This window comes from Hoeflea algicola, from assembly GCF_026619415.1.
In the GTDB taxonomy this organism is placed as follows: Bacteria; Pseudomonadota; Alphaproteobacteria; order Rhizobiales; family Rhizobiaceae; genus Hoeflea; species Hoeflea algicola.
The window spans coordinates 1,131,790-1,152,043 of the sequence record NZ_JAOVZR010000001.1 but is presented as its reverse complement, the minus strand read 5'-3'; the positions used below and the strand labels follow the sequence as shown (position 1 = coordinate 1,152,043).

At 58.0% G+C, this 20,254-nt stretch carries 16 protein-coding genes and 1 pseudogene; 10 read left to right on the top strand and 7 right to left on the bottom strand.

Annotated elements, in window-relative coordinates:
* Window positions 1-61 precede the first annotated feature (61 nt).
* Window positions 62-1,102 (top strand): AI-2E family transporter, encoded by a 1,041-nt coding sequence (locus OEG84_RS05720; protein ID WP_267656102.1) that lies wholly within the window; start codon window positions 62-64, stop codon window positions 1,100-1,102.
* Window positions 1,103-1,314: 212 nt separating this feature from the next.
* Here OEG84_RS05720 and OEG84_RS05715 read toward each other — a convergent pair whose 3' ends face one another.
* Window positions 1,315-7,242, bottom strand: coding sequence for a hypothetical protein (locus OEG84_RS05715; protein WP_267652826.1), 5,928 nt, complete (start codon window positions 7,240-7,242; stop codon window positions 1,315-1,317).
* A gap of 608 nt (window positions 7,243-7,850) precedes the next feature.
* On the opposite strand from OEG84_RS05715, the gene OEG84_RS05710 reads away from it, so the two are divergent.
* The 5 genes from OEG84_RS05710 (at window position 7,851) to OEG84_RS05690 (ending at window position 12,187) form a co-directional block, all read left to right on the top strand.
* Window positions 7,851-8,342, top strand: a complete 492-nt coding sequence (locus OEG84_RS05710) for a hypothetical protein (protein ID WP_267652825.1) — start codon at window positions 7,851-7,853, stop codon at window positions 8,340-8,342.
* Window positions 8,343-8,451: 109 nt separating this feature from the next.
* Window positions 8,452-8,823 (top strand): RICIN domain-containing protein, encoded by a 372-nt coding sequence (locus OEG84_RS05705; protein WP_267652824.1) that lies wholly within the window; start codon window positions 8,452-8,454, stop codon window positions 8,821-8,823.
* A 25-nt stretch (window positions 8,824-8,848) separates the two neighbouring features.
* Window positions 8,849-9,931: a hypothetical protein gene (locus tag OEG84_RS05700; protein ID WP_267652823.1), complete on the top strand. Its 1,083-nt coding sequence runs from the start codon at window positions 8,849-8,851 to the stop codon at window positions 9,929-9,931.
* Between the two features lie 7 nt (window positions 9,932-9,938).
* Window positions 9,939-11,195, top strand: a complete 1,257-nt coding sequence (locus OEG84_RS05695; RefSeq protein WP_267652822.1) for a hypothetical protein — start codon at window positions 9,939-9,941, stop codon at window positions 11,193-11,195.
* Window positions 11,132-12,187 (top strand): hypothetical protein, encoded by a 1,056-nt coding sequence (locus tag OEG84_RS05690; RefSeq protein ID WP_267652821.1) that lies wholly within the window; start codon window positions 11,132-11,134, stop codon window positions 12,185-12,187. The genes OEG84_RS05695 and OEG84_RS05690 overlap by 64 nt, the downstream gene beginning before the upstream one ends.
* 50 nt (window positions 12,188-12,237) lie before the next feature.
* Here OEG84_RS05690 and OEG84_RS05685 read toward each other — a convergent pair whose 3' ends face one another.
* Complete coding sequence (locus OEG84_RS05685) at window positions 12,238-12,957, bottom strand: TetR/AcrR family transcriptional regulator (RefSeq protein WP_267652820.1); 720 nt, start codon at window positions 12,955-12,957, stop codon at window positions 12,238-12,240.
* Between OEG84_RS05685 and OEG84_RS05680 the strand changes: the two genes are divergently transcribed.
* Genes OEG84_RS05680 through OEG84_RS05675 form a run of 3 tightly spaced genes read left to right on the top strand, consistent with a single transcriptional unit; the run spans window position 12,958 to window position 15,614 of the window.
* Window positions 12,958-13,755, top strand: coding sequence for an HlyD family secretion protein (locus OEG84_RS05680; RefSeq protein ID WP_425602825.1), 798 nt, complete (start codon window positions 12,958-12,960; stop codon window positions 13,753-13,755).
* Entirely contained in the window at window positions 13,677-14,003 is a 327-nt protein-coding gene (locus OEG84_RS25465; protein ID WP_425602896.1) for an HlyD family secretion protein, read from the top strand. Before OEG84_RS05680 ends, OEG84_RS25465 begins: the two co-directional genes overlap by 79 nt.
* Window positions 14,004-14,060: 57 nt before the next feature.
* Complete coding sequence (locus OEG84_RS05675; protein ID WP_267652819.1) at window positions 14,061-15,614, top strand: DHA2 family efflux MFS transporter permease subunit; 1,554 nt, start codon at window positions 14,061-14,063, stop codon at window positions 15,612-15,614.
* Window positions 15,615-15,678: 64 nt separating this feature from the next.
* Here OEG84_RS05675 and OEG84_RS05670 read toward each other — a convergent pair whose 3' ends face one another.
* The 3 genes and pseudogenes from OEG84_RS05670 to OEG84_RS05660 form a co-directional block, all read right to left on the bottom strand.
* A complete protein-coding gene (locus OEG84_RS05670) occupies window positions 15,679-16,746 on the bottom strand; it encodes an ABC transporter ATP-binding protein (RefSeq protein WP_267652818.1) in 1,068 nt (355 codons plus the stop codon).
* Window positions 16,746-17,534 (bottom strand): ABC transporter permease, encoded by a 789-nt coding sequence (locus OEG84_RS05665; protein WP_267656101.1) that lies wholly within the window; start codon window positions 17,532-17,534, stop codon window positions 16,746-16,748. Before OEG84_RS05665 ends, OEG84_RS05670 begins: the two co-directional genes overlap by 1 nt.
* Window positions 17,534-18,374: pseudogene (locus OEG84_RS05660) on the bottom strand (ABC transporter permease). The gene OEG84_RS05665 and the pseudogene OEG84_RS05660 overlap by 1 nt, the downstream one beginning before the upstream one ends.
* On the opposite strand from OEG84_RS05660, the gene OEG84_RS05655 reads away from it, so the two are divergent.
* Window positions 18,292-18,462 carry a hypothetical protein gene (locus OEG84_RS05655; protein ID WP_267656309.1) on the top strand — a complete coding sequence of 57 codons (171 nt, stop codon included), beginning with the start codon at window positions 18,292-18,294 and terminating at the stop codon, window positions 18,460-18,462. The pseudogene OEG84_RS05660 and the gene OEG84_RS05655 sit on opposite strands and share 83 nt — an antisense overlap.
* A 45-nt stretch (window positions 18,463-18,507) precedes the next feature.
* Here the strand turns inward: OEG84_RS05655 and OEG84_RS05650 are convergent, their stop codons facing one another.
* Both OEG84_RS05650 and OEG84_RS05645 read right to left on the bottom strand, forming a co-directional pair.
* A complete protein-coding gene (locus tag OEG84_RS05650; protein ID WP_267656100.1) occupies window positions 18,508-19,566 on the bottom strand; it encodes an ABC transporter substrate-binding protein in 1,059 nt (352 codons plus the stop codon).
* A gap of 96 nt (window positions 19,567-19,662) precedes the next feature.
* Window positions 19,663-20,034 carry a hypothetical protein gene (locus OEG84_RS05645; RefSeq protein WP_267652817.1) on the bottom strand — a complete coding sequence of 124 codons (372 nt, stop codon included), beginning with the start codon at window positions 20,032-20,034 and terminating at the stop codon, window positions 19,663-19,665.
* Window positions 20,035-20,254 lie beyond the last annotated feature (220 nt).

The window sequence follows — 20,254 nt, the reverse complement described above, 5'->3', positions numbered from 1 at the left end:
GGATGATTTGCTCGATCTGACCGCTCCCTATTGTGAAAGATCCGCTATGGAACCGCACAGTATTCTAGTTCAGCGCGTGGGCTTCTATCTGATACTGGCGCTGACAACGATTGCTTTTGGCTTGCTGCTGCTTCCATTTTATACGGCGGTACTCTGGGCTATCATCCTGGCGATTGTCTTCCATCCGGTTCAGCACTTTCTTGTTCGTCGCCTGAACGGTAGAGAAGGGGTCGCTGCTTTCCTGAACATTCTCATGTGCATTTGTCTGGTGATTGTTCCGGTTGTAATCATCCTTGCTTCCATCGCGCAGGAAGGCGCCAGCCTCTACAAGCAAGTCAGCAGCGAGGAATTCGATCTGCGCGGTCGCGTGGAACAGTTCACAAGCGCTGTGCCTAGCTTTATCGAGCGCTGGACACCCTTCGAAATTGGCAATTTCCCCGACCTGCGGGACAAGCTTTCCGGAGGAATCATGCAGGCCGGTCAGTCGATGGCGGGCCATTTGGTGAATGCCGGTGAGACCACACTTAATTTTTTCATCGGTTCCGGCATCATGCTGTATCTGCTTTTCTTCCTGTTCCGCGACGGTGAAAAGATTGTTGCAAGGATCAAGCGGGCGATGCCGCTAAGTGATGATTATTCCGCCCAGTTTCTGGAAAAATTCACATCTGTCATCAATGCGACAGTGCGAGGCAATATCATCATCGCGATTATCCAGGGGACAATCGGTGGCGTGACATTCTGGGCTTTGGGGATCGAGGCGGCGTTGTTGTGGGGCGTGGTCATGACCTTCTTTTCCATGTTGCCCGCGGTGGGGGCCGCCTTTGTCTGGGGACCGGTGGCGTTATTCTTGCTGTTTAGCGGTGCATGGTTGAAAGGCATTATCCTGATTTTTGTCGGGCTTCTGATTATCGGCCTGATCGACAATCTGCTGCGGCCGCCACTCGTCGGCAAGGAATCAAAGCTGCCGGATTACGTCGTGCTGGTTTCAACGGTCGGCGGTATGGCCCTGTTCGGGATCAATGGTTTTATTGTCGGGCCGTTGATTGCGGCCATGTTCATTTCCGCCTGGTCGCTATTTGCCCATGAACCTGCTGACATCTGATGCACGCCGCGAACGATCTGGCTGATTGCGTATGAAGTTCTGTGGTTCCGCCTTGATGGGGTCGCCGCTATTGGCCTTGGTCACAGGGGACGCAAGGCAAGGCTGCTTTGCCATGAACACGCGGGTTGTTGCCCGCTCATGAGGGTCGGTTGACGCTGCGGGTCTCACTGCAGCGTCAACCTGAAGGCGCGAATGCCCGTGGCGTTGGCTGTTTACCAGCCCTGGCCCTGCGCACATTGATTGAACTCTTCGGAATTGTGATCGGCGATGGCGTAAACGCATTGTTCGATCGCCTGATAGCATTGCCCGGCCTCTGCTTCAGCGTAGTTACCGTAGCAATAGGACTGGATGGCGTTCAGGGTTTCCTGTGTGTCATCGACCGAAGCTGCTCCTGACTGATCCATCTGCTCGTTGCCGTTGTTCTGCTCCTGTTCCTGCTGCTGCTGTGCTGCCTTGTTGTCGCGCACGGCGTAGAGGCAGTTGAAGAAGTCGTCGGAGCCGTAGCCATAGGAGGCGCAGCCCTGGATCTCTTCACCGCTGATGTCAGAGAACTCGCTGGCGACACGCTGATCGATTTCCGCCTGCTGATTGGCTGCGGCGGCATCGCTTTCGGCCTGTTGTTGCTGCTGTTGCTCCTGTTGCTGTTGTGCTGCCTTGTTGTCGCGCACGGCGTAGAGGCAGTTGATGAAGTCGTCGGAGCCGTAGCCATAGGAGGCGCAACTCTCGACCTCTTCACCGTTGAGGTCGGGGAATTCGTTAGCGACACGCTGGTCGATTTCCGCCTGTTGATTGGCTGCCGCGGCATCGCTTTCGGCCTGTTGTTGCTGCTGTTGCTCCTGTTGCTGTTGTGCTGCCTTGTTGTCGCGCACGGCGTAGAGGCAGTTGAAGAAGTCGTCGGAGCCGTAGCCATAGGAGGCGCAACTCTCGATCTCTTCACCGTTGAGGTCGGGGAATTCGTTGGCGACACGCTGGTCGATTTCCGCCTGTTGATTGGCTGCCGCGGCATCGCTTTCGGCCTGCTGTTGCTGTTGCTGCTGTTGCTGTTGTGCTGCCTTGTGGTCACGCACGGCGTAGAGGCAGTTGAAGAAATCGTCGGAGCCGTAGCCATAGGAGGCGCAGCCCTGAATCTCTTCATCGGTGATGTCGGAAAACTCGCTGGCAACACGCTGGTTGATGGCTTCGCTGGCGAGGCCCGAGTCCAGGCAATCAAAATAGGGTGAACTGTTTTCACCAAACTCCTGACCGCAGGTTGTGAAGTAACCCATCGGAAGTGACGAGTAATCCTTGTCCATGCGCTGGTCTGCGGAGGAGTTGTCAACCGGGTCCGCTGTGGCCGGGTCTGCAGCCGGCGTCACGCCAGCAGCTGCCGCAGCTACCGCCTTGTCGGCGCAATCCCAGAACATGGTTTCATTGTTGTAACTCGGAGAGTTTGTATCACCATTGGCGGTTTCACACTGTGCCCATGCAGCATCGGGAACGGCGCTGTAGTCACCATTGAGACGCTGATCCTGGGGGTCGTTTGTCCAGTCGGCTGCAGAGGTGGCGCCATTGGCCGTGGCGGGATCTGCATTCGGATCGGCTGCGGGATCCGCGGTCGGCGTGCCGGCAGCTGCCGCAGCTACCGCCTTGTCGGCGCAATCCCAGAACATGGTTTCATTGTTGTAACTCGGAGAGTTTGCATCACCATTGGCGGTTTCACACTGTGCCCATGCAGCATCGGGGACAGTGCTGTAGTCTCCATTGAGACGCTGATCCTGAGGGTCGTTTGTCCAGTCGGCTGCTGCAGAGGTGGCGCCATTGGCCGTGGCGGGGTCTGCATTCGGATCGGCTGCGGGATCCGCGGCCGTCGTGCCGGCAGCTGCTGCGGCTACCGCCTTGTCGGCGCAATCCCAGAACATGGTTTCATTGTTGTAACTCGGAGAGTTTGCATCACCATTGGCGGTTTCACACTGTGCCCATGCAGCATCGGGAACGGTGCTGTAGTCACCATTGAGACGCTGATCCTGGGGGTCGTTTGTCCAGTCGGCTGCTGCAGATGCGGCACCATTGGCCGTGGCGGGATCTGCATTCGGATCGGCTGCGGGATCCGCGGCCGTCGTGCCGGCAGCTGCTGCGGCTACCGCCTTGTCGGCGCAATCCCAGAACATGGTTTCATTGTTGTAACTCGGAGAGTTTGCATCGCCATTGGCGGTTTCACACTGTGCCCATGCAGCATCGGGAACGGTGCTGTAGTCACCATTGAGACGCTGATCCTGGGGGTCGTTTGTCCAGTCGGCTGCTGCAGATGCGGCACCATTGGCCGTGGCGGGATCTGCATTCGGATCGGCTGCGGGATCCGCGGCCGTCGTGCCGGCAGCTGCTGCGGCTACCGCCTTGTCGGCGCAATCCCAGAACATGGTTTCATTGTTGTAACTCGGAGAGTTTGCATCGCCATTGGCGGTTTCACACTGTGCCCATGCAGCATCGGGGACGGTGCTGTAGTCACCATTGAGACGCTGATCCTGCGGGTCGTTTGTCCAGTCGGCTGCTGCAGAGGTGGCGCCATTGGCCGTGGCGGGATCTGTAACCGTCGGCGGTGGGCCGCCAGCGGCGAGGGTCTTGTCGGCGCAATCCCAAAATCTGGTTTCATTGTTGAAGTCAGGCGAGTTCGGGTCTGCGTTGACTGCTTCGCAAAAGTCCCAACCGTCTTGGGTAATTGCGGTGTAATCATTGTTCAGACGGCGGTCCTGAGGGTTGTCCATCCAGCTAGCCGCAACGGCGTTGGCGCCGCCTGCAGTTTTGGCCGCGGTTTCGAGGCAATCCCAGAAGGCGGCTTCATTGTTGTAGCTGGCGGCGTTGACGTCGGCATTGGCAGTTTCGCAAGCGTTCCATTCGGCAACGGCAACTGCGGAGTAATCATTGCCGGCGCGCAAGTCCTGCGGGTTGATTGTCCAGTCAGGTGCTGAGGCGATGTTGCCGGAAGTGGCCCCGGCGCCTTGTTTGCCCTTGCCCTTTGTGCCGGGCGCGGCATTGCCTGTAACCGCCGGGTCAGTAGAAGCGTCTTCAAGCTCCTCTAGCGTGTCCATTTGTGCCTGTTCGAGGCAATCATAATAGCCTGTGGCGTCCTTTGCCTTGTTAGGATTTGCGGCTTCGCAGCTATCAATTCTTGCTTGTGACACGATCGAATAGTCGTTTCCGGCCCGCGGATCGGATGCAATGCCGGTTACATTGGCCTGGGCTGCGAGCCTCAAGCCTTCATCTGCGCAATCCCAGTAGGCCTTCTCATTGTTGAAAGCCGGGGAGGTGGGGTCAAGATTGCCGGATTCGCAAGTTGACCAATAGGCAACTGGAACATCGTTGTAGTTCTTGTTCTGACGCTGATCCTTAGGCGCCAGGGTCCAGTCGGCTGCCTGTGCAACCGCAGGCTTGGCGGGCTTCGCGGGCCTGGCAGGCTTGTTGCCGGTTTTTGCCGGTCGATTGGAATTGTTGCTCGCTTTGGAATTGTTACCAGGGGTGGCGGCGACGCAGCCCGGCATCATCACGTTATCCTGGCGAATGTAAGTGTCCTTGCCGGATTTGAAGCCGAGAACTGTGCCATTGCGGACGTTGAGCTGGAAGGGCTTCAGGCTGCGGCTTCGGGGTGAGAGGCGGGATTTGGGCCAATTCGGGGTCAATCCGATCTGGGCGCCGCAGAATTCTGTCCACGACAATGCGCCTGTGCGGCCGTTGAGGAGAATGTTGCCCGATGTTCCGGTTTTGCTGGTGTAGGTACCCACTACCAGCGGCGCATTGAGCTTGCCGGCTTTGGTGGAGGGATCAAACGCACGCACAGGCTCTTGCAGCGCAACAGTGAGCTCATAGGAACTGCGTCCGCCAGTTGAACCGACGACGATCTGGTAGTTGCCCGTCAGCGGCAAAACGCCTTGGTGGAAGGTGGCATAGTCGCCGTCGCCGGCGCCAGGCAGCGTGGCCCCGCCCTTGACTGCGTTCTTGATGTAGATCTCGAAGGCGGCGTTGCCGGTATTGGACCACAGGTTGGTCTGAAGGGTTTGCCCCTTGATGCCACTGACCGTGTAGATCGCCAGTTGTCCATCGTTGACCTTGCGAACGCTTGAAACGCCGCCGGTATCGGCGTCGACATAAAGCCGCTGGCGGAAAACATCGACGCCATTGCCGGCGTTCTTAACCGCCTTGTTGTTTTTCCGGTCGTTCTTGTTGTCGAGAATCTTTCCGACGAGATCCAGCACCCCGACAACGATGTCGGCGGCATTGGTCTGGTTGTTACCTGACCGAGTGCCGGAATTGCCGCCCGAAGCGATGCCGGGTGCGGACGGAGGGGTGGGTCTGCGGGTTTCGCACCTGCCCTTGGTGCCGGATATCGCCTTCTTGTTGGCGCAGATAATACCACCCCACTGGTACCCTCTGTCGCCATTGCCTAGACGGATCGAGAACCAGGGGTAGCCCTTGTAGATCTTGTTGGTGCGCCGCAGCACGGTGATCGCCTGGCCGGAGCTGGTGGATGCGATCTGGGCCGCTGTGATCGAGGCCTGGGCGCGAACCCGGCCACCGACCGAGCCGGCGAGAACCGGAAATTCAGACCCAGGACGCGCACTTGGCGCCTTTGAAGGCCGGGAGCCGGACCGGGTGGGGCGGGCGTCAGGTCTGCTCGGGCGGGTGTCTGGGCGCTGGCCGGCTGTTGGCCGGGGTGTTGGCCTGGATGCGGTGGGGCGGCCAGGCCTTTTGGGGGATTTGAGGCCAGGTCTGGTCGGCCGGATGCCGGGCCGAGGCTTGAATTTGTTGGTTGCCGAGCGCGTTTGGCCGGCAGGCATATAGTCCGTCAGCACAAATGCAGCGCCGTTCTCGCCCCGATGCTGGCCGGCGGCGATTACCAGATCCTTGCCGACGAAGATGGTGGCCTTGGGCTCGTATTTACCTGTGTCCAGCCTGATGGTGCGCAGCAGGTTGAGATCATTAGCCGACAGGATCCAGACCGTGCCTTCGGCGCCAACGACCACGACTTTGTCCTCGTCGGCATTGATCTGGGTGATCAGTTCGGTGGCGGAAAATCGCGAGATTTCCCTGCGCGAACGAGCATCGATCATCACCACGCTGCCGTCATGGTCGGTCGTCTCATAACGACCACCGGCGAATACGGATTTTCTGTTGGCGGCCATGGCCCAGATTTCGATGCCGGAGACAGCAAGCTTGCTGGTCCTCAGGCTGGAGCCGCTGACGACTGAAATTTTCTCACCGCGCGCGTGGCCGACCCAGATGTCGGCGCCGACAACGGTCATGGAGGTGGCCCATTGCCCCAGATCAGGTGAGGTTTTCTGATTGCCGCGGTCGGTGTCGACCCGCACCAGCTGGCTTGTGTCGGAGCTGCAGTCGGGCTCGCCCAGAACGAACAGGTCGGAGCCGGAAATTTCCATTGCACTCGGGCAAAGCTTGAGCTTGGCGACCTGGCTCTTGCGACCGCGGCTATCGTGTCGGAGCACGACCTTGTCGGTTGCCACCAGCGTATAGATGTCCTTGTCGGCGCTGATAATCTCGATCGGCAGGCGACCGACCTTGAGCCGTTCGACAACCTTGCCGGTCTTGTAATTGACCTTGGCGATGGTGCGTTGACCACTTTCAGCTGCCCAAAGGTAGGAACCGTCATGGGCGAGGCCTTCGATCCATTTGCCCAATTCGATCACACGCGGCGCAATATCGACGTCATCGGCGACGACCGGAGCGCCATTTCGGGTTGAATTGGCAGCGCCTGCGCCAAGGCGACCGGGCCTTTTGGGGCCGGGCTTCGCACCGCCAGCAACGCTGACGCGGCAATCCGAACCGGACGACGCATCTGAGGCGCGGAAACCGCATTCGAGAAGCATGCCGCGAATGTCGGCGACATCGGGTTCGCGGGCGGATTTGGGCAGGCGTGCAGCGGCGTTCTTGCACTCTGCTTCTCCACGCTTGAGCCGGTTGGGCACACTCATGCTTGAGGGAAGTGTGCTGGCCACCAGTTCGAGGCAGACAATGTAACGCAACACCGCATCGTTGCGGGAATTGGTGACGTATTGCGCATCCTTGGTGCTGTAGCTCTGGGCCATGGCGGTGAAAGGATGGACCAATCCGGCAAGCGCCAAAAGGATCAAGAATTTCGTCAACCGCATCATGCCCATTATCAGCCCGCCCTCAGTAAATTTAAGTCTTCTTATTTCGACGCGCCGAATTTTTCGACACAACATAGAAATTGTCTTCCGTACGAATTTATGTTGAATTAAGATTGTGTAAAGGAATTTCTTGCAAATGGCGCCATTTATCAACCAATAATATGTATTTCTAATCGAACTAAACCCTGAATGGGTCTAAAAATCCACTATTATTGTTGGATTGTTTTTGTCTGAAATAGTATTTGCGATCAATAATACGTAGATCTATCTGGGTGCGATGCGAAAATATGACGGATTTACCAGAGCGAGTGAACGAGATTCTGAAGCGGATCTGGATCTTGGTTCGCTACAGCCTGCGGAGATAGTTTCTCTGCTGAGGGAAGAAGGGGAGCATGCATGGGACGGGCTATTGATTTTTGCATCATGGGGATTGTCGCTGCAACATGGTTGATGGCGACCGCCGGGCAGTCACAAGCCAGCAATTGCGCGGTCGACACATACGATCACAATGGCTCGGCAATGGAAGTCCAGTTGTGCGACAACGAGTTGTACATTTCCTATGACAAGCCCCGAGCAGCGCTGAAAAAAGTGGTGTCGAACGCGGGACTCCGTTGTTTGACGGCCGCGTCACCGCGGTCGGCGCGGTGATCGGCAAAGCCTGGGTGTTCAGCGCCAGATGCGGCGCGATGTCCTATGATGTTACTGGCGCGGTTCGACCCAATTCGATCCTGCTTGAGGGCAGGGCGCCGAAACGTGACAAGAAATGCAAGGTCACCCGATACCGGGATGACGAGTTGCTGTTCACCAACAGCTACAGCAAACCGTCACGCCCGGCGCAGACAGCGAAACCTGACCGGAAACAGCGGCTGCGGGCCTCGGGTGACGACTGGTACGCGATTGCCGGGGCGTTCCCTGAATTCGGCGATGCATCCGACCGGGTGAGCGAACTGGCAGGCTCCTGGTTCGTGCTCGACACCAATGAATGTCTGAGGTTTACCCGGAATTACTGGGTCGCGGCCGCGGGGCCAATGTCGGAGAGAGACGCCAAAAGGGCCGCGGGTTCAGCCCGTCGGTTCGATGCCTACACGAAGAAATGCCGATAGGACGGACCTGCCGATTGCTGCAGGCTGATCAATGTCAGCCCGGTCAATTTCAAGGGGGACCGATAATGACCAATGTCGGAAATTGTTTGCGGTCTGAGCTGCTGCCTTCATGGTACTGGCCACCACGCTATCGGTCACTATGCCTGCAAAAGCACAGCAATATGCGGCAGACGGGATTGCGCTGACGCCGACATTCCGGATCAAGTCCAAATTTGACAATACCTACCTGAAATCGAGTGGCCGGCACATCAGTTTAACGACGGCCCTCGCTCCCGATGATGATTCATTTCTGTGGGTCTTTGTGGATGGAAAAGGCGATGATTATACAATCGCCAATGTTGCGACGGGTTGGATTCTGATCAGGCCCCGCAATTCCGCAAGCGTTTATGCGACAGTTACAGAAGGCCGCCTGGTTGATCTGTGGACAGTTAAGGATGGCACGAATTCGTATCAATACATGGGGCGATCTCGGGAGCTATAAGCCAAATCCTGTTGCCACGGATGTCATGCTGATCAGCAAATATGATTACATGCGGTCGGAGCCCCATGACATTGGTCTGAAAATAGAGGGTGGCAGCGCGACCGCGCGCCCCAAAGCAACAAAAACCGATCCCGCATTCGTCTGGACCCTTGAACCTGGACCGGCAAGGGATCTGATCAAGATCGATATCGAATCCGTCAAGGCCATCCAGACTTCGACCGGTCGGGATGGTGCCACCAACGTGTTGACTGGCGGCATGGTGCTTGCGCTCGAATGGGGCCCGACGATTGCCTCGTCCGGCGCCGCTGGTGCGATCAAGGGCGCTGTTTCGGGATTGGCCAAGAACCTTGGCAAGAAGGGCGCACAGAATTTCGCCAAGAAATCAATGAAGGAAATTGCCAAGGAAGCTTTTGAAAAGGCCGCCAAGGAGGGCTTTCGCTCCACCGCTGCAAATGTCGCGAAAGCGACCCGCCGCGGGTGGTCCAGCGGCGCCAAGTTCGCCACTTCGTCCGCCCGGAAGGTGACATCAAAAATTGGCAAGGCGGGCAGCAACCATATCAAGAAAAAGAAGACCATGCTGCTGCGCTATCGGAAAAATCCGAAAGCGGCGCTGACGCTGAAAAATCTCGGCAAGACGCTCGAGCGATCAAAGTCGCTGACAAAGACAGGACTGGATGCGGAGGAAAACTTCGAGAAGTTGAAAGACGGCTTCAACAACTCGGTCAGTAGCATGGCTGCGAGAATGTTGGCCCAACAAGGCGTCACACCCGCCATTCTTGCCGCCACGAGTGCGGCCAAGGCCAAGGCGAAGGACACTCGCTCCGGCGGCGCCACCAGCCCAGCAGCACCGGTGGTTTTGCAGAGTCTGGAACCGGATGACCATGAAATTGGCCTCGCGCGTATGGCGCTCATGGCGATGGCTGAGTTTGAAACGCCGGAAATCAACAAGCTCAGGACTGCCTGCGACAGCTTTGTCGATTTCGCCGAGCCGGTATCGCCTGTCAAGGTGGTCACTCCGGCAATTGTTGCCCAGGTCGAGGGCGCCTTCAAGGAGATACAGGGTGCGCTTGTGGCAGCCGGGGCGGAGGCGGCCACCAAGGAAAGTTGATGCGATCGTGCTGGAGACGTTCCTCAATCCCTTCGGCTCGGCGATGGACACCATCGTAGCAATGACCAATGACACCGATGATTCTCTGGAGATTGAACTCAACGGGACCTCGGTCTGGCCCAATGGTGGTGGCGACTGGCGCGATATAGGCAAGGGCAGCACCAAGAATGTGGGCGTGTCGAGGGTCTTGCCCCGCACCGCAGGCGTGAATGTTCACCTGATCGAGTATGATTGCGCCAGCGCTGACGACAATCTCGGGAACCTCAAATTCGATACGGCCGGGCTGCGTAAGGGTGAGGGCCATACTGAAGCGCTGGTTCATAGCGGTTCGGAAGGCAGTCTGTACGGTGTCACGTTCACGGTTGCGCCAGTCTCGCTCGACCCCTCGCAGCAGGAGGTGGAAGCCCCAATCGCGATCAATGCCTGCCTGAATCTCGAGCAGAAGTTGTACAAGATCCAGAGAAAAGTAGACATCGCGTATGAGACGCTGGAAAAATATGTAGCGGTTCCCCAGCTCATTCTCGCGAGGTATGGCGTTGAAGGTCTCACCGCATACAACAACGCCCGCGCCTACCATCTGACCGAGAAGGTCTGCCCTGACGATTCGGCCGATTACGGAAAATTGCTTGCCGGCGACTGGAGGTTGGGGGAATTTGACAATTTGGCGAGCGAAAAACTTCAACCTACGAAATCGACACTCACATTTTCGGCAGATGGGACATTGCTCGGTTCAGGTGAAGGAACCTGGGAGAAAGTGCCGAACAAGTGTGAATTGAAGATCGATCGCTTCAGTTACGATAAAAGGATGTTCGTTCAGAGCGAAGGCGACGGTGTAACGCTCTACACCGACACCGATCACCATCTGGTCAACAATGTGATGCGGTTTGCACGCTGGAAATACGCGGATACCGATTACACCGACGAGAACGGTGTATTGCACGTCGCCAAGCCCGAAGGAATTGATGGCGGCGGTCGTGGCGACTGGCTGGAGAAGATCGAAACCAATCCGCTCCCCGCTTCCATCGTCAACTCCAACGATAAAAATGCCCGGGCCGCGCTGTTCGGGCACTGGAAAATCAAAATCCCATCCCCCCGGAGGGGGTGGAGAACTATGACGCGGGACAAGCGATCTGGACGTTCACTTCCGACAAGATTTTTGTCTCCAGCCTACCGGATGCGGAACGGAGCAAGGACGGTCCTGTGCCGAAATCCGACACGGTCACCGGCCGTTGGGAATATCTGGGGGACAGGCGGGTCAAGGTAACGCTGGATGGAGAATTCAGCGCTGAAAATTATGGCGAGACGTACAACGGCATCGGAAAATCCTTTGTCGTGTACATCGACACGAATGGGTATGGCTATCGCAACTTGGAGGAATACACAAAAGACAGTGTCGATGCCTCGGGCCGCAGCGAATTGGTGGTCTATCTGGAGCCGGGCCAGACCGGGGATATGAAACTGCAGAGCGAAGAACTCGACGATGGCGGGCAACCATACGAGGTCGACCCGCAACGCGGGATCGTGTTTGTCGGGCTTGATCCGAGCGGCGGCTGTATTGGCGCCGGCAAGCCGCTGGAAGGGCGCAACAGCTTCACATTTGGGGAAAGCGGCAACACCCCGGCTGATGACGCCAGTTGGTATGGCAATCCGGTGGATGCGCGCGGCACTGATACGTCGCTCCGCTACGACAGGGTCGAGGGAGCAGACTGGGATAAGTGCGTGGCCGACAATGAAAATGCCAATTCGACCTCCTACAACAACGAGAGCCTGTTTTATGACTGTCTGGATGGCTATCAGACCGCCGCTGGCGATGTCGATGCACCGGGCGAGGAAGAACGTTCCGATGTGTCGACTGACGAGGGAATGCAGGAGAGCGCAGCGATGGCATGCGCCCGGCAATACGGGCTCAATGCGAAATATTCCGATCAGACGGGCCAGGTGACGCTGACCAATGGCGCGGCCTATTACATAGATGTGCAAAAGGTCGGTTCGGGGGACGGTGGCACCACCGGGCCGGACCAGTTCTATCTCGAATCTAACCATTCCAGCGAATTTGAATCGGCACGAAGCGTGGTCTATGTGGCGCTGGATCTCGGAAGGCAGCTGCATCGGCGCCTATATGCCAAGGGAGGCCCGCAACAGCCACACCTTTGGTCTGGCAAACTGATGCCTGTTGCGCGCCAATGGATCTTGGAGTGCCCGCGGCTTTGTGATCTGGTGAGGAAAAGTGCGGCGATGTGCAGCCGTCGCCGATGACCCGGCGCGACATCGCCCGGGCCATTACTACAGCCATCCGGCTTGATCGCTCAGCGGCCGCGCACACCATGTAGGAACGTCTCGACCACCGAGGTGAGGATGGTTTCAATCTCGTCGGGGTCCGGTGGCTCTCTCAATCCGAGCACGACCTGCAAATGCAGATTGCCGCGCAGCATGCCGGTAAAGTTGTCGGCGGACAGCAGGCAGTCGCGGACATTGATCTCGCCTCTTGCCTTGCTCCGTTCCAGCAATTCTGCCAGGCGTGCCGAGGCACGGCTTGGTCCTTTTTCATAGAATGCCCTTGCCAGTTCAGGAAATCGTGATGTCTCGGCCATGACGGTTCGCAACACCCCGACCACGGTCGGCGATATGTAAACCTCAATCAACCTGCGACCAAATTCCATCAATGTATTTTTAAGATCAGGGTCAGCAAGCCGCTCGACGGTCATGTCGGCCAGTGCATTGTCGGTGATTTCTGTAACAAGCGCAGTGAAAAGACCTTCCTTGCTGCCAAATTCACTGTAAATGTTACGCTTTGATCCACCGATTTTTGCGATAATGGAATCGATGCTGGTCGCAGCATATCCTTGCTCGAAAAATATCTGGGCGGATGCTGCGAGGATCGTTGCACGTCTTTGTTCAACAGATGGACGCTTTGACGGGGTTGGCTCGGACATATGGCACCCAACTCGATTTCGATCTTGACCGGTACGGTATCTTACCGTACCGCATCGATCAACCGGTAACGAGCGGTACCAAGCGATGGTCAAATGCGACGACTTCTGAGAATCCTGATCCTTGCCGGCTTGGCCGGTCTGATTGCCACTCTCTCGTTTTCAGGCTGGACCTGGTGGACGAGTGGCCGATTCGAAGTGGCAACCGACAATGCTTACCTGCGCACTGACATCACATCACTGGCCCCGAAAGTGGCAGGCTATGTGGTTGATGTGCAGGTTGGCGACAATCAGATGGTGCACACTGGCGACATACTGTTCCACATCGATGATCGGGACTACAAGGCACGGCTGGCCCAGGCAGATGCGAATATCGCTGCTGCGGAAGCCACCCTTGCCAATCTGGATGCGGAGCGCAATCTGCAACAGGCAGCGATCCTTCAGGCTGCTGCCCAACTGGATGCGGCGCTTTCACGCCTAACCCTCGCACGTCAGAATTTCGAGCGTTCCGGCAGCCTGGTACGGACACGAACAGCAAGCCCGGCTCAGCTCGAACAGGCAGAGGCCGCAAAGGATCAGGCCAATGCCGCTGTCGATGCTGCCAAAGCCGCGCTCGAGGCCACTAAGAAGAAACTCGACGTTCTCGCAGCTCAGAAATTGGCAGCCAGTGCCGCGTTAAAACAAGCCAGGGCCACCCGCGATCTCGCGCAACTCGATCTCGACAATACCGTTGTTCGGGCGCCGCTTGATGGCATTGTCGGTAATCGGCAGGTCCGTCTCGGTCGGTTCGTGACACCGGGGCATCGTTACTCGACATTGTTCCGGTCGATGACATCTGGATCATCGCCAATTTCAAGGAAGTCCAACTCCAGCGAATCGCGCCCGGTCAACTAGCGAAGATATGGATCGATGGATTTCCGGATGTGGAAATAAAGGGGACTGTCGCCAGCCTGGCCCCGGGGACCGGAACAGCTTTCAGCCTGATTCCGTCCGACAACGCCACAGGCAATTTCGTGCGCGTAGTGCAACGTGTGCCGATCAAGATCACACTGGACGACAATCCGCTGTCCGGTCGACTTGTTCCCGGGCTTTCGGCGCGGGTTTCGATCGGCGTAACCGACACCGAAGGGCGGCCTCGATGACCACCGGTTGCCCGGACACCCCCGTGGCGGGTGTCCCGGGGGTGGACACGCGGAACAATGCCAGCGATTTTGCTGGTGACGGGTGTCGTGCTTTCGGCATTCACCGAGGCACTTGCGGCCACAGTCCTGTCGTTTGCGCGCTTTGACATGCCGGGCGATATTCATGCATCGCCCGACGAATTTTCATTGCTTGATGTCAGTTATGCTGCTGCCAAGCTGGTGGCATTTCTGCTCGCACCCTGGTTGATGCAACGGCTGTCGGCGCAAACCTGCCTCCGTGCGGCGACCGGCGTTCTTGCGCTTGCATGCGGGCTGAGCACCTTGACTTCTGATCTTGATCTGCTGCTTGCCTTGCGGGCGATTCAAGGTGTGGCCGGCGCAGTGCTTCTGGTCAGTGGGCAGACCATGTTGCTCCAGAGTTTTCCCCGTTCGAGCCAGCCTGTTATCCAGGCCTTGTTTGCGTTGGGGGCAGTGGTCGCCCCGGCAACGCTGACCCCATCCATGCAGGGTTGGCTGGTGGACACACTGTCATGGAGCTGGATCTTTCTGTTGATGGTAATCATCGGTTCGATCGCGACAGTGCTTCTTGCCCTGACCGATTTCGGCCGCGAGACGGAAATATGCAAGTCGCGCTTCGATTGGGTTGGGCTTTGCCTGTTTACGACCGCCGCTTTCTGTTTGACTTATGTGCTGAGCCGGGGAAACCGTTGGGACTGGCTGGAAGAACCTTTCATCGCCGCTCTGGTGGCGCTTGGCGGAACAGCGTTCGTGCTCCTTGCCATCCATCATTTTCGTTCGTCCAGCAGCGATACTCTCATGAACCTGTCGGTGTTTCGAAATCAGGGATTTGCCTTTGGTTTCGCTGTGAGCTTTGCAGCCGGTTTCGCGCTGTCCGGGAGTTCCTATCTCATTCCGTCGTTTGCGATTTCAGTGCTGGGAATGACAGCTACGGATGCAGGCTTGCTGTTGCTTCCAAGCGCAGTGATGTTTGCAAGCAGCCTGTTGCTGATGGCGTTTCTCATAAGGAGATTTGGGGTTTCGCCTTTCGTATTCGTTCCGATCGGAATCCTAACCTTTATGCTGACAATGTGGATGCTGTCCGGCTCCAGTGGCGAGAGCGGTTTTCCGGACATGATGCCGGCGATCCTGCTGCGGGGGATGGCGCTTGGGTTCCTGTTTCTGGCGATCACGCTGATCACGCTAGTCGGGCTTCCCCGATCCACAGTGGCCCACGGTATCGGCCTTTTCAACGCCGGCCGGCAGACGGGTGGGTTGGCCGGTGTGGCTTTCATGCAGACGCTGATCGAAAACCAGACTGCCCTGAACAAGAGTGTTCTTTTGGCCCACATTGTGCCGGGCCGGGTTGCCGTGTCTGACCACCTCGCGATGCTGACAAAGCTATTGATTGCACGTGGCATGGAAGTGGGCGCTGCTACACGGGCTGCGATGCAAATGATGGGCCGCGAGATCGGTGTTCAGGCAGCTGCAATCGCTTATGACCGCGCCTTTTTCACCATTGCGGTGTTTTTCCTTGCTGCTGCTCCGGTGCTGATCACAACAAGAATTGTCATATCAAAAGTCATACCCAAGCTCGGTTCCGGCTCGGACTGAAACGTCACACAGGCAAGTTGCCGCGCGGCGCTTTGGCGTGATGAGAGGAGGGGCCTGTGCCGTATCAGCTCGCGAGCGCCAGCACGGTTTGCGGAGCAAAATGCAGGTCGATGGTCTGCCCAGCTGACGGCGGCGGGCGAGTCGGGTCGTTGAAGGTGTCGACCGACAGCCGGGCCTCGCCGACTTCAAGCTTGATGCGAATAACAGCGCCAAGAAAATCGACGGCAACGATGCGCGCCCGCAGCGTCTGGTCGCCGTCGCGGTGCTCCAGCCGCAGCGATTCAGGGCGTAGCGCCAGCCGGAGGGTGTCGCCAGGTTTGGCGTTTTCTGGCAACGACATGCCGGAAATGCTGGCGGAACCGACGCTGGCTTCACCGCGGCTGGCATCAACCACGGTGGCGTCGAGTTGGCTCAGGGTGCCGACAAAGCCTGCGACAAAGGCCGTGCGCGGATGATTGTAGATCTCGTAGGGCGTGCCAATCTGCTCGATCCGGCCCTCATACATGACCATCACGCGGTCCGACATCGATAGCGCTTCTTCCTGGTCGTGAGTGACGAAAATCGTGGTGATGCCGAGTTCCTGCTGGATCGCGCGGATTTCCTCGCGCAGCGACACGCGGATCTTGGCATCCAGCGCCGAGAGCGGCTCATCAAGCAACAGCACCGACGGGCGCGGCGCCAGCGCACGGGCCAAGGCGACTCGCTGCTGCTGGCCGCCGGAAAGCTGCCAGGGAAACCGCTCGGCCAGTTGCGGCAGCTTGATCAGCGCCAACATTTCGGTGACGCGGGAATCGATCTCGGCGCGGTTGGCGCCGGCCACCTTGAGGCCGAAACCGATATTGCCGGCCACGGTCAGATTCGGAAACAGCGCATAGGACTGGAACACCATGCCGATGTTGCGCTGGCTGGGCTTGAGATAGGTGACGTCGCGGCCGTCGATGCTGATCGAGCCAGAACTGGGTGTCTCGAAACCGGCGATCATGCGCAAGATCGTGGTCTTGCCGCAGCCCGAGGGCCCGAGGAACGAGACGAACTCGCCGCGGCCGACCTTGATGTCGGCGTCGCGCACAACCCGCATTGATCCGAAGGATTTCGAGATGCCGTCAATGGCAATATAGGGCGTGTCGGTCATCAGTCTTTCACCGGTGTAGCTGGTTTGGGCGCAAGCCGCGCAACAAGTTGGATGAGGCCCATGCAGCCCCAGGTGATGGCAAAGGCGATCACTGCCAGCGCTGCCGGCTCATAGGCGCGATTGGCGCCCAGCAGTTGCATGTAGGGCCCGAAGGCGGGGCGGTTGAGCAGTGCGGCAAGGGTGAATTCGCCGATGACGATGGCCAGCGTCACAAACGCGCCTGAGAGCACGGCAATTAGCACATTTGGCAGGATCAGCCGGCTGAGAATTGTAAACCAGCCGGCGCCAAGTGATTGTGCCGCTTCGGTGAGCGTCGCCACATCGATGGTGCGCAGCCCGGTATCGACCGCGCGATACATGTAGGGCAGCGAGAGCATCGCGTAGCCGAACATCAGCAGGATGTTGGTGCCCATGGCGGTGCCGGTCAGCGGCAGCCAACTCGAGGTGTTGTAGAGCCGGATATAGCCGAACACGACGACAATGGCCGGAATCACCAGTGGCAAGAGGGTGATGAATTCGACATAGGGCCGCGCGCGCGGCAGCTTGAGCCTGACCCAGTAGGCCGTTGGCACCACCAGCAGCACACCGAACAGGATGGTGAAGATCGCCATGATGACGGAATAGCTGAAGGTTTCCTGAAACCGCGGGTCGGCCATCACCTTGGCATAGGCATCGAGCGAATAGACGCCGCGCCGCATTTTCAGCGAAAACTCGGTCATGCCCATCAGCGGCAGGATGAAGTAAAGCGCCCCGAAGGCGATCGCGGCCCAGGCCGAGAGACGAATCATCATTGCTGCCACCTCTCCGAGCGCGCCCGGAGCACGATATAGATTGTGTTGGCGATGCCGGTGACGACGATCATGCCGAAGGCCAGCGCGTAACCCAGATAGGGATCGCCCAGCACATCGCCGCGGATCTGTGCAAACAACAGGATCGGCACGATGTTGAGCGATGAACCGGTCAGCGCGATGGCGGTGGCGACAGCGCCAAAGGAATTGGCAAACAACAGCGCCATGGTGCCCAGAATCGACGGAAACAGAATCGGAAACGCCACCATCCGCCAATATTGCGGTCCGGTGGCGCCGAGAATGGCGGCAGCTTCACGCCATTCGCGCTTTAATCCGTCAAGTGCGGGCGTGATGATCAGGATCATCAGCGGAATCTGGAAGAACAGATAGGTTATCGTCAGGCCCCAGAAGCTCAGGATATTGAAGCCGAGCAGGCGCAGGTCGAGGCCGAAATTGGTTTTCAGGAACACCGTCACCAGCCCGATCGGGCCCAGCGTGGCGAGGAAGGCAAAGGCCAGCGGCACCCCGGCGAAATTCGAGGCAACCCCGGAAAAAGTCAGCAAGGGGCCGCGGACGAATTTGGGCAGGCCGCCCAGCGTCATCGCCGCGGCCATGCAGAAGCCGATCAGGCAGCCAAGCGATGATGAGGCGAGCGATATCTTGATCGAGACCCAGTAGGCGGAACGAGATCGAGGCGGTGTTGAGGCCGATCACATTGTCGAGGGTGAAACCGCCGTTAGCGGAGCGAAACGCACCGATGACGATGTACATGGTCGGCATGATCAGAAACAGAATCACGAACGCGGCGAATGGCGCCAGCCCGAGCCAGTGCAATGGCAGCCTTTTGCTCAGCGGAGGGCGCGGGCGGCTGGAGGTGTCGGATAAGGATTGGGATGTCATCAAGCCATGTTCGAAAAGCGGAAAATGAGGGTCGCCCCGCGGCGGGCGCGGAGCGACAGGTCAAATGGCCTGATTACTGGACGTTGGCACCGACGACGGCGTCCCATCCGGCAACAACGGCTTCCTTGTTGGCGTTGACTTCATCAAGCGTCGGGAAGTAGGCCTTGGCATAGCCTTCTGCCGGCGGCAGCTTGTCGAGCAGATCCTGCGGGATCACGCCGCGTGCAGCCATGTCGTTGAAGCGGATCGGGTGGCAATACCCGGCGAGCCAGCCAAGCTGACCTTCATCCGAATAAAGATACTCCATCCACAATTTGGCGGCGTTGGGGTGCGGCGCATAGGCGCTGATTGCCTGCACGTAGACGCCAGCCAGGACGCCCGTTGCCGGAACAATGACTTCAACCGGCGGGTTGCCTGCAAGCGTGTCCTTGGCTGCAAGCGCGTTGTAATCCCACATCGCCACGATCGGCGTTGCGCCTTGAGCCAAAGTGCCGGCCTTGCCGATGACCGGGACAAAATTGCCGGCCTTGTTCATTTCGGCGAAGAACTCGAGGCCCTTCTCGCCAGCGTCCGTGCCGGAAGCGCCGCCCCTTGAAAGACCGGCAGCCAGCGCTGCCAGAATGGCCTGGTTGGAAGCGCGCGGATCACCGGCAAGCGCCACCTGGCCAGCATACTCGGGCTTGAGCAGATCGGCCCAGTCCATCGGGGTGTTGGTGACCAGGTCCTTGTTTACCAGGAACGCCATCACGCCGTAGTAATCGCCGTACCAGAAACCGTCGGCATCCTTGGCGCCATCGGGAATCGAATCCCATGTCGAGACCTTGTAGGCCTGTGTCAGACCTTCAGCCTTGGCAGCGGGGCCGAAGGCGAGGCCGACGTCGATGACGTCCGGTGCCTGCGGGCCGGTGTTGTCCTTGTTGGCCTTGATGGCTTCAAGTTCGTCGGCTGAACCCGCGTCCGGGTTGAGCTCGTTGACGGTGATTTCGGGATATTTGGCCTTGAAGCCGGCAATCACGCCGCCATAGCCGCACCAGTCATGCGGAAGTGCGATCGTAGTGAGCATACCTTCGGCCTTGGCGGCGGCAACCAGTTCATCCATCGACTGGCTGTCGGCCGCACCGGCAAAGTTCATCGTGAAAGCGGTGGTGGTTGCAAGCACCACGCCAAGCTTGTGAAGTCTGGACATTTTGAACGCTCCTGTTGCCGCCGAGGCGGTATGTTGTTTGTTTTACGAGCGGCCTGTGGCTGTTTCAGCGGCCGCTGTGCAGCCATCTATCCTCTCAGTGTGAAGGTTAGACGACATCGGTACGTTCGTCGTCCGGAGCGAAGTCAATCTCAATTCCGCACATTCTGCAAGCGCCATGCGGGCGCTGATATATAAGAGTGTGGGAAAACGGTGTGTTGGCATCGTTATCGCCCGAAAAACGACACGTGGGCTGACGTTGTCTTTCGGGTCGGAGACATCCACGCCATCATGCTTGGCCTTGTATTTGTAGATAATTGTACTGCTGATCCTAGGCTTGCGGCAAACCTCAACAATCGGAAGAACCGCCTCCTGCTCTTTCGATGTTCCGATAATTTGTTGTTCCGTAACCGTCATTGCTTCATCCGCCCGTCTTCTTGTTGTGACGAGATCTGTCGATTTGTGTAGTGATTTCAGTATAATAGGCCTCGGTCAGTCAGCGTCCGACGGATGCGCTCGTTAAGATGGGTCGACGCCTCTTGACAAGCGTGGTGGTTGTGGTGCGAGATAAGGTGTTCTCAGATTAGGTTGAGAATTTTTTTAAGGAATTGAAAGACATAGCTCTTCAGAGTGCTTA